Annotated in this window: 12 protein-coding genes; 6 read left to right on the forward strand and 6 right to left on the reverse strand. The window is 62.5% G+C overall.

Going from position 1 to position 12,454, the window contains the following annotated elements; genetic code table 11:
* Positions 1 to 341: 341 nt before the first annotated feature.
* The 5 genes from FJ941_RS14880 to FJ941_RS14900 all read right to left on the reverse strand — a co-directional run bounded on the left by FJ941_RS14880 (position 342) and on the right by FJ941_RS14900 (position 5,645).
* Positions 342 to 1,673: a UDP-glucose/GDP-mannose dehydrogenase family protein gene (locus FJ941_RS14880; RefSeq protein WP_140506638.1), complete on the reverse strand. Its 1,332-nt coding sequence runs from the start codon at positions 1,671 to 1,673 to the stop codon at positions 342 to 344.
* Positions 1,674 to 1,721: 48 nt separating this feature from the next.
* On the reverse strand, positions 1,722 to 2,582 hold the full coding sequence (locus FJ941_RS14885; RefSeq protein WP_140506640.1) for a family 16 glycosylhydrolase: 861 nt from the start codon (positions 2,580 to 2,582) through the stop codon (positions 1,722 to 1,724).
* 148 nt (positions 2,583 to 2,730) lie between these two features.
* Positions 2,731 to 3,132 (reverse strand): hypothetical protein, encoded by a 402-nt coding sequence (locus FJ941_RS14890; protein WP_140506642.1) that lies wholly within the window; start codon positions 3,130 to 3,132, stop codon positions 2,731 to 2,733.
* A 298-nt stretch (positions 3,133 to 3,430) separates the two neighbouring features.
* On the reverse strand, positions 3,431 to 4,453 hold the full coding sequence (locus FJ941_RS14895; protein WP_140506643.1) for a glycosyltransferase family 2 protein: 1,023 nt from the start codon (positions 4,451 to 4,453) through the stop codon (positions 3,431 to 3,433).
* Between the two features lie 61 nt (positions 4,454 to 4,514).
* Positions 4,515 to 5,645 (reverse strand): nucleotidyltransferase family protein, encoded by a 1,131-nt coding sequence (locus FJ941_RS14900; RefSeq protein ID WP_140506645.1) that lies wholly within the window; start codon positions 5,643 to 5,645, stop codon positions 4,515 to 4,517.
* Positions 5,646 to 6,081: 436 nt separating this feature from the next.
* Here FJ941_RS14900 and FJ941_RS14905 point away from each other — a divergent pair, with 436 nt between their 5' ends.
* The 6 genes from FJ941_RS14905 to FJ941_RS14930 all read left to right on the forward strand — a co-directional run bounded on the left by FJ941_RS14905 (position 6,082) and on the right by FJ941_RS14930 (position 11,900).
* A complete protein-coding gene (locus FJ941_RS14905) occupies positions 6,082 to 6,234 on the forward strand; it encodes a lasso peptide (protein WP_140506647.1) in 153 nt (50 codons plus the stop codon).
* A gap of 134 nt (positions 6,235 to 6,368) precedes the next feature.
* The gene (locus FJ941_RS14910; protein ID WP_140506649.1) at positions 6,369 to 6,668 is read left to right on the forward strand and encodes a PqqD family protein; all 300 of its coding nucleotides are present in this window, start codon (positions 6,369 to 6,371) and stop codon (positions 6,666 to 6,668) included.
* A gap of 109 nt (positions 6,669 to 6,777) precedes the next feature.
* Positions 6,778 to 7,170 (forward strand): lasso peptide biosynthesis B2 protein, encoded by a 393-nt coding sequence (locus FJ941_RS14915; RefSeq protein ID WP_246672889.1) that lies wholly within the window; start codon positions 6,778 to 6,780, stop codon positions 7,168 to 7,170.
* On the forward strand, positions 7,167 to 9,089 hold the full coding sequence (locus FJ941_RS14920) for a lasso peptide isopeptide bond-forming cyclase (RefSeq protein WP_140506652.1): 1,923 nt from the start codon (positions 7,167 to 7,169) through the stop codon (positions 9,087 to 9,089). The genes FJ941_RS14915 and FJ941_RS14920 overlap by 4 nt, the downstream gene beginning before the upstream one ends.
* Positions 9,086 to 10,063, forward strand: a complete 978-nt coding sequence (locus FJ941_RS14925; protein WP_140506654.1) for a serine kinase — start codon at positions 9,086 to 9,088, stop codon at positions 10,061 to 10,063. The genes FJ941_RS14920 and FJ941_RS14925 overlap by 4 nt, the downstream gene beginning before the upstream one ends.
* Positions 10,056 to 11,900: an ABC transporter ATP-binding protein gene (locus FJ941_RS14930; RefSeq protein ID WP_140506655.1), complete on the forward strand. Its 1,845-nt coding sequence runs from the start codon at positions 10,056 to 10,058 to the stop codon at positions 11,898 to 11,900. Before FJ941_RS14925 ends, FJ941_RS14930 begins: the two co-directional genes overlap by 8 nt.
* 23 nt (positions 11,901 to 11,923) lie before the next feature.
* On the opposite strand, the gene FJ941_RS14935 is transcribed toward FJ941_RS14930, so the two are convergent.
* A complete protein-coding gene (locus FJ941_RS14935) occupies positions 11,924 to 12,199 on the reverse strand; it encodes an exopolysaccharide production repressor exox (RefSeq protein WP_140506657.1) in 276 nt (91 codons plus the stop codon).
* Between the last annotated feature and the right edge of the window lie 255 nt (positions 12,200 to 12,454).

A 12,454-nucleotide genomic window follows, 5' to 3' on the forward strand; every position in this document is an offset into this window, starting at 1 on the left:
GACACGCTTGGTCTTTGTTTTTACGCATGTCGTCTTCCCGAACCGAGATCACTTTTGGGCGACGTGCATTGACCCGCGGCGTCCCATTGAAGTGGCATGGTGGCCAGCCCGTGAGCGTCGAGCGATCGACATGATCGCCTCAATTCACACACCACGATGACGCGCTGCTCAGCTGGAGTGATGGCGCGTTGGTGACGTTGCACGGGGCTACACGAATTCAAGGCCGGCTATCCAATTCAAGCTGGCCTATTTTCCGTCGACCTAATGCATGTCGCGCAAACTGCCCAGAGCGCGGAGCGCACAACGCCGGGTTAACAGCAGTCGTGATTGTATTCAGCTGCTCACGCGGCCAGCCTGCCAATCGAGTGATATTCGATGCCGTGGCGCGCCACGACCTTGGGATCGTAGAGGTTGCGGCCATCGAAGATGACCGGTGTGGTCAGTGCAGCCTTCAGCGCATCGAAGGACGGTGCGCGAAAATTCTTCCATTCGGTGGCGATCAGCAGCGCATCGGCGCCGCGCAATGCCGCTTCCTTGGTGCCGCACAACATCAGGTCGTCACGCAGCCCATAGATGGCCTGGCATTCCTGCATGGCCTCGGGGTCATAGGCCTGCACGGTCGCGCCGGCGCTCCAAAGCGCTTCCATCAGCACACGCGCCGGCGCCTCACGCATATCGTCCGTGTTGGGCTTGAAGGCCAAGCCCCACAGCGCGAAGGTCTTGCCCGTGAGATCACCCTTGAAATAGCGGTGCACCTTGTCGAACAGGACGGATTTCTGGTCGTTGTTGCGCTCCTCGACGGCGCGCAGCAGCTTGGCGTCGAATTTGACGCCCTCGGCGGTCTTGATCAGAGCGCGGACGTCCTTGGGAAAACACGAGCCGCCATAGCCGAGGCCCGGATAGATGAAGTGGTAGCCGATGCGCGGATCGCTGCCGATACCCTTGCGCACCTCCTCGATGTCGGCGCCGAGCTGCTCGGCGAGGTTCGCCATCTCGTTCATGAAGCTGATCTTGGTCGCCAGCATGCAGTTGGCGGCGTATTTCGTGAATTCGGCGCTCCGAACGTCCATCACGATCATCTTCTCATGGTTGCGATTGAAGGGCGCGTAGAGTTCGCGCATCACCGCTTCGGTGTCCTCGCTGCTGGTGCCGACGATGATGCGGTCGGGCTTCATGCAGTCGGCGACGGCGGAGCCCTCCTTGAGGAATTCGGGATTGGAGGCGACGTCGAAGCGCAAATCCTCGCGCCCCCTTTTCTTCAGCGTCTCGGCGATCCTAGCCTTCACCTTTTCGCAGGTGCCGACCGGCACGGTCGACTTGCCGACGACGATCTTGGCGGTATCCATCTCGCGCCCGATGGTCTCGGCGACCGTCAACACGTATTTGAGGTCGGCCGAACCGTCCTCGCCGGGCGGCGTGCCGACCGCTATCATCTGGATTTCGCCATGCCTGACGGCGGCCGCCGCATCGGTGGTGAACTTGATGCGGCCGGCGGCGTGATTCTCCCTGACGATGCTTTCAAGGCCTGGCTCGAAGATCGGGACTAGGCCCTGGTTGAGCCGCTCCACCTTGCTTGCGTCGATGTCGACGCAAACGACCTGGTGTCCAACCTCGGCAAGCACCGCCGCCTGCACGAGGCCGACATAGCCAATTCCAAACACCGTCAAGTTCATGCGGTTTGATTCCCATCAGGCAGCGGGCCTCGTCTCGGCCCTGCCGGTTCAATTCGTCTTTCCGAACTCCTTTATACTGCACACCAGCGATTCCGGAAATTGGCAGGGCTGGCCGAGCGCGGTGAAGGCGACACGTTCGACCTGCAGCGAAAGCTTGCGGCCCGGATCGGCGAACGCTCCCATCCAGCCCTTCATCGTGTCGCTGCCCCAAAAGCTGAAGAAAATCCTCTGCGCATGGCTGGGCAGCTTCGCAGGATCGGTAATGGTGTTCACAAGCTGGCCATTGAGATACCAGCGCAGACTATCCTTCTCCCAGACGAAGGCGTAGTCGTTGAAGGCACTGTCGGTGCCACCGGGCACGTCGACCAGCTTCTCGTTCTTGCCCTTGCCGGCGATATAGGCGTTGACCTGCACCTTGGACGTGTCCTTGGTGAGGACCTCGAAATCGATCTCGTCCCAGGGCTGCTTGTCGGACGGGCCGATATAGGAAAAGAAGGCCGCATTGAGGCCGGCGCCTGTATCGGTTTTCATTCGCGCCTCATAGGTACCATAGCCGAAGCGCTGCTTGGTCTGTATCTCACCGCAGGCGAACTCACGATCCTTGGTCTTCTGCTTCGCGAAACCGAGCGAAAGAACGCCGTCGGAAAGCTGGACCAGGCCTTTCGACCAGGTGCAATTCTGATGGCTGCCGTTTGTCCAGCCATCTGAAACGTACCAGCGCTCGCGGTCGAAACTCTTGAAGTCGTCGACGAAAGAGGGCGCGGACTGGACATCCTGCGCATGAGACGCGGTTGCCGGCAGGCTGCCAAGAGCGGCGAGCAGCAAAGCGACTGCCAGGCCGGACCGCCAGCCGAAATGCAGGGGGGTGTCGATTGCTGTCGTGGACATGATTTTGGGATCCGAATTCATGACAAACTCACCTTTGCGCTGTGCGTCCCCAACCCAAAGTCGACGCTTGAACCGCTTCCAAACGGGCCAACCTTGACCTCTTCAATCCCCCTCCCAACTTCCTCCAGTCTTGCATCACCTCCGTCGTAACGGTCCCGCGCCGCCGCCTTCACCCACGGCCCGCTCCTGCCCGCCAGGCCGATGCGACGGTGGCCGGCGAATCGGTGGCCGCGTTCTCGTCGAAGACCACATCCAGCGAATGCCGGAGCTCGCGCATCATGCCGCCCTGGCGCGACAATGCCGCGATGCGGCGCTCGCTGTTCAAGATCGACTGCGTCAGCGCGCTGACCTCGGACGCGCGGCGGTCGGAGGCGGAACCGTTTTCCACGGCTTCGACTGGGAAGGCCGCGTTGGTCGCCTCCTTGCGGTAGCGGCTCTCCAGGCTGGTTTTCTCGGCATCGATTTCAGCCGCGACCTGCTCGAACAGCTTCGCCAGCCGGTCGAGACGCGCAACGTCTGCCTGCCTGTCGCGGATAGGATCCCTTGATCTGAAGCCGAATATCGAGGCCATGAGCTTAAATTCCCGTCATCGCCGGCTTTCTGGACCGGCTTTCCGTCCGGGCCACTGGCCGATCCCCGCAACCGGGGCTCAAAAACTCGTACCGCGTCCACTTCTCCGAAGAAGAGAGACTTGGGACCAGTCCGATCGGGGGCCAATTCGGCTGACCGTTCAATTTGCTGCATCGCAACATAGACTGCCATCCTTGGAGCCGCGAGGCAACCACCCAATTCGTAAACTCATGAATCCGATCGAAATGGTTTGCGTGGCACGCTCCCGGGCGGCAGGCAGCACCGGACGGTCCCGCGCCTTACCGTCCCTTGCCCGTGCTGGTTCCGTCCATCAGGAAACGCAGCGTCGGCACGCGCTTGTTCCTGGACACGAGGCCAACACTGCGAAACAGCGCCTCGAGCTTGTCCGATGCCACCCCCTGGACGATAGGAATGAGGTTGGATTGGCTTGCGAAGGCGTAGGCCGCGGCCGAAGCCAGGCCTCGCTCGGCCTTCACGTCGAGGAAATTGCGCAGCCGGTATTTGTCGCGCACATGCCGCTCGTGCCGCCGCAGTACCGCCTTGGACCCTTCCGGCAGGCTGTCGATGGCCAGCAGCGCCAGATCGGCATCGGCCAGCCGCTTCAGGTCTTGCGTCTTGTGGCGGCCACTGAGCGAATCGGCGCGCACGATGGCGCCGTAACCGCAGGAGCGGATGACCTTGAACCGTGCCCCGTGGGCGACCGCCCGCGCGTAAAGCACATAGTCCTCGCCCAGTCGCAGGCTTTCGTCGTAGCGCAATCCGTGGCGGTCGAGGAAGGCACGGCTGATCACGGGCTTCAAGAAGCCGAGCTCGCCTCTTTGCACGCGGCGTCTGGAGATATTGCCTTCCACGAAGCTTTCGAAATCCAGGAATTCCGGATCGGCGGCAAAATCCGGGGCGACGATTTTGGTCGCGTCACCGGTCGCGTCATCTCTGATAAGCATGATGTTGTCGGCGGCGAAATCCCAGTCGGCGCCGGCAAACAGGTTGCGAAACCGGCCCTCGAGGAAGAAATCGTCGGCGTCCAGAATGCTGACGAACGGCGCTCGTGAGCGGGCGATCGCGGCATTGCGGGCAAAGGACGGGCCGCGGTTGACGTCGAGGCGCATGACGGTAAGCCGACCGCTGCCATCATCGGCGGAGCGGGCGACCTCGGCCGTAGTGTCGGTAGAGCCGTCGTCGACGACGACGACCTCCGCCACTTCCGGTTCGCGCAGCGCGGATCCGATGGCGACCGCGATGGTGCGCGCCGCGTTCTTGGCCGCGATGATCACGCAGACCTGGGATTTCGTCATCGACATGGAATTTGCCTCTTGCACAGGTTCCGTTCTGCCCTCGCCCTGTACCCGATACCCACTGCCATCATGGACTGGCCGGCCGTTCGAAGATGCGGCGGCTGATGTCCGCCGACGCGGCCCAGCCAACCTCGGCCAGATAGCGGACGGGAGCCCGCCCGCACAATTCCCACAACACCGTCCGCCGCTGCGGCCAACGCAGCGACAACAGCCATGGCGCAATGACCATGTTGAGCAGATCCTCATTGCCAATGCGCGACAGGATCGGCTTGGCCCGCTCCGACAGAAGCGTGCCGGTGCCGCCCAGCAGCACATCGGCGGCGCGCAGGCCGAACAGCAAGGTGTCTTCCAGTCCCTGGTTCACCGCGGCATCGAGCACGCGCTGCTGATCAGCCTCGTCGAGTCGGCTGGCGCTGGCCCTGATATCGCAGACATAGCCGGCGCAGGGCTCGCGGTTGAACAGGGCCTTGGCGACGCTGATGCAGGACAGCATCAAAGTGTCGGCGGCTGACGTGAAGGGGACTTCGGCGCCGGAAATCTCGACCAGCCGTTTTCGCCGCAGGAACCCGTCGGCATCGCGGGGACTGGGCGAGCCGGGCTGCTGAAGCCGGTAATGAAGATCGACCGTGGATGATTTCGGCCCATTGCCGCGGACCATGTGCTGTTCGCCGAGGAAGCGGACCCACCAGACCGAACGTGACTTGCCTGACACCTCGTAGCCGATCGAGCGCAACACTTCGCGTGCCTTCGAGAACCCGGCCGGCGAGACCAGGATGTCGACATCGCCTGCAGGCTTCATGAAGTGATCGTCGTAAAGCAGATGCTGCTGGAACGGCCCCTTCAGGAAGACGAAATCAATCCGCCTGTCGAGCAGTGCCTCGTTGATGGCCATCGAATCCATCAGGCAGGCGGCGTTCATCGAAACCGTGCTTCTACGATAGGTTTCAAGCCACTGGAAGAGCTCGGCCGGCCTGTCATTCGCCGGCGCACGCGACAGGGCCTTCAGAACGAAGGTACCGACCTTGTTGAGCCTGGCGATATCGGCGACGACAGCGACGGAAAGGCCAGGCGGCGACACCTCGCCCGCCGAGGCGGCCGTTCCTGCGAAATACAATCGTAAGCAGGCCTGCACATAGGCGATCTCATTGGCGCAGTCCGTGGCGCGCAATCTTTCATAAGAGCTTTCCGGCAAGGCCATTGAGCGCACAGTCTCCAAAAAACGGTTTGCGCATCGCGCTATGCTGCACCTGCGAAGCAAAGCATCCTTAAAAACCGCGGCGCCGTAAAGCCTTTCCTTTCGCAGTGCAAAATTTTGCAACCGCCGGGCTATCGGCGGCGGTCAGTTCAAAGGAGGGATATAGTCTAGTGTCATCTAGAATCAATCGCCTGCGTTATTTTCCCTTAAAATAGTAGAATCAAAGGTTTACAGGGCTTCTGGCAGCAGGGGCCGATTGCATGCGGCCTTATCTCAAAAGAGGCGAGTCTCTTATACCGGGTGACGTTCGCAACCCATAATTGATTAACGCAAGGTAAATGAGGCTTGACTCATAAATGTTGCCATGCAGCTATTGCAATGCAGCATTAAAGTGCTGACGGCAATCGACAGGCCGTTTCAAGTCCTAATGGAGAGTAAAATGGAACAGAATGTTGAAAAGCATGAGTATGAAACGCCAAACCTGACGGTACATGGTTCAATTGAAACCATTACGCAGGGCGGCGGTGGCAACACGGCACTCGACGCGTCGTTTCCCGCGCACACCCCGATCGGCGACCTGACTTTCTCCTGAGACCAGCCTGATGCTGGAGGAGTGACGTTGGGCCTCCAGGATCCAAGACCAAAATGGAGCCGGGGATGAAAATCCCCGACTTTCCGCCTTGAACCGACGACGTGTAGGCCGTGTGTTGCAAACGAGGTTTTAGGATGAACTGGAACCCCTCCGAGCAGGATTGCGTAAGGGCCACCAAGGACGCCGTTGCTTGCGAATTCGGCAGTGGCCTCGCGCTTCTCAACCTGAAATCCAATATTTATTACAGCCTCAACGGTGTCGGGGCCTTCATTTGGGAACTGATCCAGGAATCCAAATCGATCGCCGATATCCGCAGCGCGGTTCTCGCTCGCTACAATGTCGACGCCGAACGCTGCAAGGCCGACGTCGACGCATTGCTGAAAGGCTTGATTGAAAACGGGCTTGCGAGGCTTGAGCATGAGGCCCTCGTCTAGGCAGATGTCACAAAAGGCCGTGGTTCCGCAGCAAAGACCTGTGACACAGGGACATCCCCGGCCGATGAAGCAGCGGCCTGGCGGGCGGAGCCTGGCGAGGGTTTTGTCCTTGAGCGGCTCGGAAGCGTTTTTCCTGTGCCGCTGCCTGCTGGTGGTCGCGGCCGTCCGGCTCGGGCTGACATTGTTCTCCTACAACCGCGTCCGCGGGATGGTGACACGGCTCAACGCGCGCCAATGTGCCAGCATGGGCGAGTTGCGGCTTGTCGCCTGGGGGGTTGCAGCGGCCGCACGGTTCGTGCCGGGCGCCACATGCCTGACCCAGGCGCTTTCGGGCCAATACCTCCTGGCGCGCCAAGGCAATGCCTCGAATGTCCGCATCGGCATCGAGCGCGGCACGGGCGAGCGATTGAAGGCGCATGCCTGGCTGGTCAGCGACAACCACATCGTGCTTGGCGGATCCATCGATGGTTTCGCCCATCTGGTCGACCACGGCAGCCGATGAGCGGCGTGGCCGGAATCCTGCTGCGACAGGGCCCCGCGCCGGCTGAAGCGGCGAGCGGCATCCAGCAGATGCTGGCGCGCATGCGCCATCGTGGCCCAGACGGAAGCTCATGGTGGCTGGACAGCGGCATCGCGCTTGGCCACGCCTGGCTGAACACGACCGACGAAGCCGGCCCCGGCCCGCTGACCATGGCCGGCGGCAAGCTGGCCATCACCGCCGACTGCCGGCTCGACAACCGCGACGAGTTGCTCGCCAGGCTCGGTATCAGGGACAGCTCAGTCGCCGACGCGGTATTGCTGATGCGGGCCTATCTGCGCTGGGGTGAAGCCTGCCCCGTGCATCTGCAAGGCGATTTCGCCTTTGCCGTCTGGGATGCCGAGCGGCAACTTTTGTTCTGCGCGAGGGACCATTTCGGGGTCAAGCCATTCTACTACCACGCCGCGGAGCGACGCTTTGCCTTTGCCTCCGAGATCGGGCCAATGCTCGACCTCGACGGGGTCGATGCGCGCCTCAGCGAGCACCGGATTTCTGGATTCCTGGCCGGGCTTGCCGATGACCCGCAATCCACGCCCTATAGCGACATCTTCGCCCTGCCGGCGCGTCACAGTCTCACCGTCAGCGCGCAACGTCTGGTGCTGCGCCGGTATTGGCAGATCGAACCATCGCAGGGGGTGCCGCGGTCTGATGCCGCGGAAGAATTCGCCCATCTGTTCTCGCAAGCGGTCCGAAATCGCATGCGGGGAAGTCCGTCGGTCGGTGCGATGCTCAGCGGCGGCCTCGATTCCTCCTCGATCGCCTGCGTGGCCGGGCTGCAAAATGCGGCCGGGCGCAAGCCGAAGCTGCCGACCTTCTCACTGGTTTTCGACAGGGGTTCGTCGATGGACGAGCGCTCCTTCATCGATGCGGTGCTGGATCAGCAGAAGGCCGATCCGACGCTGATCCCTGTCGGCAACTATGAGCCTTTCGCTGAGTTCGAACGGGTACTGGAGGAGCAGGAAGGCACCTTCCTGGCGCCGGGCCTGACGCTGACCCGCGGCATCTACCGGACGGCGGGCGCCAAGGGCATCAAGGTGCTGCTCGACGGCCATGGCGGCGACGAAGTCGTTTCGCAGGGACATGGCCATCTGCACGAGCTTGCCAATGGCGGCAGATGGCTGGACCTCTGGCGCGAGGTCCGCAGCGCCTCCAACACCTATGGCGGCAGCACGCTCGGCCTCTATTTCCAGTTTCTCACCATTTACGGACCGGCCTGGCGCATCGCCAGGCTGAGACAGCTGGGGAACCGAGCCGTGAACAGGATAGGCAGGCCTGCCAAATCGCAGCGTGGCCGGAGCTGGCGCGACCTGATCAATCCGGACCTTGTCCGGCGAACGGAGCTCATCGACCGGTTCCACCGAGCCGGCTATATGCCGCCCAGCATCCAGGCCAGCGACGCGCTCAGCCACCGCTGGATCCTGTCCAACGGATATGTCCCGCATTCTTTCGAGGTTCTGGACAAGGCCGCCGCCAATTTCGGCGTCGAGCCGCGTTATCCGTTCTGGGATAAGCCGCTGGTCGAATTCTGCCTGGGGCTGCCGGGCGAGCAGAAGCTCAGTCACGGCTTTGGCCGCTACGTGTTGCGCCAGGCCATGGAGGGTATCCTGCCGGCGGCGGTCCAATGGCGGCGCGACAAGATCGATTTCACCGCCAATCTCGTCAACGGCATGGTGCGCAATCATCGCGACCTGCTGGAGCAGTTGCTGGTTGGCGATGCGGGTCGCATCGCACCTTATGTCAACCTGCCGGAAGTAAACGCCGCCTATGCGCGGCTGCTGCGCCAGCCGGACCAGGCGGCACCGCTCGACGTCCAGTATGTCTGGCGCTCGGCTTCACTGTCGCTGTGGCTGCGGCAGGTCCAGCATGGCGGGAGCCCCGCATGATGTCTCGCCATGAGCCGTTCGGCGGCGATCTCGACCATCTTGCCCAGCGCGGCGGGATCGCGGGAGAACGACGTTACTACCGCGCCTACGGCCTGATCATCGCATCCGATGTGTCACTGCCCGAACTGGAGCCGGCGGAACCGGCGGCGGCCGACATCGAGATCGCCATCGGCCCGATCGATATGCCCAAGCCCTCGGCGGAGGCCGCGACCGTCTTCCGCTTCGAGCCCGGCCGGCAGTATCTGGCCTGGGAGGCCGTCGGCGCATTCCTGATCAGCGACGCGCGCCGCATCGATGTCCAGCCGGCGCCCGGCGTCGACGACGCCTTGCTTGCATTCCCGCTGCTGGGGCCGGTGCTGGCGCTGCTTCTGCACCAGCGCGGCCTGCTGGTTCTACATGCCAGCGCCATTGCGGTGACCGGCAGGGGCGCCATCTTCATGGGCGACAAGGGCGCCGGCAAATCGACGACGGCAAGCGCGTTGGTCCGGGCCGGACACGATCTGCTTACCGACGACGTCGTGGCGATCGACCTGGCAGACCCGAACCAGCCGATGATCGTTCCGGGGTTTCCGCAGATCAAGCTTGCCGCCGATGCCGCGGCGGCGATCTCGCTTGGGCAGGCGCAAGTGCGGCCGCAAGTGCATCCCGCGATCGAGAAAATGCAGCATCGCCTGCACGGCGCCTTCTCCGGCAACAAGGTGCCGGCGGCCAGGATTTACATCCTCGAGCGCGGCGAAAGGGCTGGGATCACCCCCTTGCCTCACATCGCCGCCTTGCCGGCCATCATCAAATTCTCCTACGTGACGCGGTTCGGCCGCGCTGCACTCTCCGGCGATTTCGCGGCGATGCATCTTCGCCACTGTTCAGCAATCGCTAACCATGTCGGCGTGTGCCGGCTGGACGTTCCGACGGGCATCGACAGGATCGGCGAGGCCGTAGCGCTGATCGAGAAGGAACTGGCTGGAGATGCCTAGGTCATCGGTCTTCAGCCTGTCGCTGTTTCGCGATGTCGCGGCGTTCGGTGCCGTCATTGCCCAGATCGGCGGGCGGCGAACCTGGACGGCGCTGTTGTTCCTGATCCTCGGCAGCCTGACCGAAGGCATCTCCATCCTGCTGCTGGTGCCGCTGCTGCATCTGGTCGGGCGCGCCGACCAGGATTTCGCGGTCAGGCTGCCGAACATTGATTTTGTGCGCTGGCTGGTGCCAGGCGGAACGCTGCAGCTGACCACGGTGCTCTGTGCGCTGGTCGGGCTTATTGCCGTGCAGGCAGCTTTCAACCGCTTCAAGTCAGTCTATATGGCAAGGCTGCTCTTCGATTTCATCAACCGCTTGCGCATGAACCTGTTCGAGAGCATCGGCAAGGCGCGGTGGGGCGTGTTCACGCGCATGCGCGGCTCCGATCTCGACCATGCCCTGACCGGTGACATAGACCGCGTCCAGGGGGCGGCCTTTTCCCTGCTGATGCTGGTGCAGATCGCCGTGCTGCTGGCGGGCTATCTCGTGATTTCCATGTTCATTTCGCCGGTCATGACGGCGTTTGCCGTTGTCATCGGCATCGTGATGTTCATAGCGCTGCAGCCGTTCCGCTCGCGCGCCACCGCTTTCGGCCGGATCCTGACGACCAATCGCCAGGATCAGTACCGCACGGTCTCGGAATTTCTCGGCGGCATCAAGGTGGCCAAGAGCCTGAATGTCGAGGCCAGCTATTTCGCGCAGCTGCAGGCCACGCTCGAAAAGATGAAGGCCGACAACATCGCCTATGTCCGCAATTCTTCGATCGGCACCGCCGTGTTCCAGGTGGCGAGCGTCGTGGGCTTGAGCGTCTTCATCTACGTGGCGCTGGTCCGCTTCCACCTGTCGCTGGCCGAGATCGTCGTGCTGCTCCTGGTCTTCATGCGAATCGCGCCGCGCTTCATGGACATGCAGACGCAGGCCCAGCAGCTGCTGATCAACCTGCCCGCCTACACAGCAATGCGTAGCCTGCAGGCACGTTTCGACGCCGAGCGCGAACCGGGCCATATCGAACCCAGGGACGCCCGCAAGCTGTCGCTCGATACGGGGCTGAACATTCGTGATGTCTCCTTCGCCTATGACGACGGCACCGGCAAGGCGGTGGTGAGCGACATCACTTTCGGCCTCCCGGCCGGCAAGGTCACCGCTCTGATCGGCCCGTCCGGATCAGGCAAGAGCACGATCGCCGACATGCTGCTCGGGCTGCTCGAGCCGACCGCCGGCAAGATCCTCGTCGATGGCGTCGAGATCGATGCCGGCAATCGCCGCCGCTGGCGCGATCGGGTGGCCTATGTGCCGCAGGACGTGTTCCTGCTGCATGACACGATCGCGGCGAACCTGCGGCTTGCCGCCCCGCAGGCCGGCAACGACGAATTGTGGACGGCACTGCGCGCCGCGCACGCCGGCGAATTCGTCGAACGGCTCGACCTGGGACTGGAGACGGTGGTCGGCGACCGCGGCGTACGCCTCTCGGGCGGCGAGCGTCAGCGCATCGCGCTGGCGCGCGCGCTGCTGCGCAAACCCTTGCTGCTCATCCTGGATGAGGCAACAAGCGCGCTCGACTGGCAGAACCAGTCGCTTATCGCCCGGTCGATCGACGGCCTGCGCGGCGCGATGACGATCCTGACCATCGCGCACCGGCCATCGATGATCGCCTTCGCCGACTGGGTGGTGGCAATGGAAGGGGGCCGCGTCGTGGAAGTCGGGCAATATCAGCGGCTGAAGGCGAAGCCGGGCAGCCGGCTGTCCCGGATGCTGTCGGGAGAACAATCGGAGACTGAACCCGCCGATGTGGCCTGAGGACGGTGATATCCCCGTGGGATCTAATGCAGGCCCCGCCGGGCGCTGCCAAGCTTCTCGCCCTTGGGCACTTCGGTGGAGTTCTGCTTTCTCTCGGCTTCGCGCAGCCTGTCGGCTGGTGTCGGCGCACTACTGGCGATCATGGCATAAACAACCGCGAAATAACCGGCCTGGATGACCACGGCGCAGATGATGATACGCATCAGTGTCGTGCCAAGCGAAGCCCCACCTAGCCAGGACCAGGCAACGACGATCGCGAGCGCGAAGAGCATCCCAACGATGAATTTTGGAAGCGACATACCCAATAGCCCATAAACCGGCTCGGGTCATATCCAACGATAGCCCCACCCGAGCGCCGTCCCTTGTCATGCGGGCTTGTTGAGTCACCCGCTGCCGACCGGTTGCTTCCGGCCTTTCAACCTATCGTCACTATGACAGGTATAATTTGCAATTCTATTAAGGCGAGCAGAAGGCGGCAAGGGCAACCGCACATATTTTTGATTGAGCTTACGCCTTCGACTCTGCCATGCTGCAACGCACACGATCGCAATTCA

It is taken from the genome of Mesorhizobium sp. B2-3-13 (assembly GCF_006442195.1).
In the GTDB taxonomy this organism is placed as follows: Bacteria; Pseudomonadota; Alphaproteobacteria; order Rhizobiales; family Rhizobiaceae; genus Mesorhizobium; species Mesorhizobium salmacidum.

Coding starts and splice junctions, on each gene's coding strand:
- FJ941_RS14930 (WP_140506655.1), top strand. CDS start 10,056: ATGCCTAGGTCATCGGTCTTCAGCCTGTCGCTGTTTCGCGATGTCGCG.
- FJ941_RS14880 (WP_140506638.1), bottom strand. CDS start 1,673: ATGAACTTGACGGTGTTTGGAATTGGCTATGTCGGCCTCGTGCAGGCG.
- FJ941_RS14895 (WP_140506643.1), bottom strand. CDS start 4,453: ATGTCGATGACGAAATCCCAGGTCTGCGTGATCATCGCGGCCAAGAAC.
- FJ941_RS14935 (WP_140506657.1), bottom strand. CDS start 12,199: ATGTCGCTTCCAAAATTCATCGTTGGGATGCTCTTCGCGCTCGCGATC.
- FJ941_RS14920 (WP_140506652.1), top strand. CDS start 7,167: ATGAGCGGCGTGGCCGGAATCCTGCTGCGACAGGGCCCCGCGCCGGCT.
- FJ941_RS14885 (WP_140506640.1), bottom strand. CDS start 2,582: ATGAATTCGGATCCCAAAATCATGTCCACGACAGCAATCGACACCCCC.
- FJ941_RS14890 (WP_140506642.1), bottom strand. CDS start 3,132: ATGGCCTCGATATTCGGCTTCAGATCAAGGGATCCTATCCGCGACAGG.
- FJ941_RS14925 (WP_140506654.1), top strand. CDS start 9,086: ATGATGTCTCGCCATGAGCCGTTCGGCGGCGATCTCGACCATCTTGCC.
- FJ941_RS14905 (WP_140506647.1), top strand. CDS start 6,082: ATGGAACAGAATGTTGAAAAGCATGAGTATGAAACGCCAAACCTGACG.
- FJ941_RS14910 (WP_140506649.1), top strand. CDS start 6,369: ATGAACTGGAACCCCTCCGAGCAGGATTGCGTAAGGGCCACCAAGGAC.
- FJ941_RS14900 (WP_140506645.1), bottom strand. CDS start 5,645: ATGGCCTTGCCGGAAAGCTCTTATGAAAGATTGCGCGCCACGGACTGC.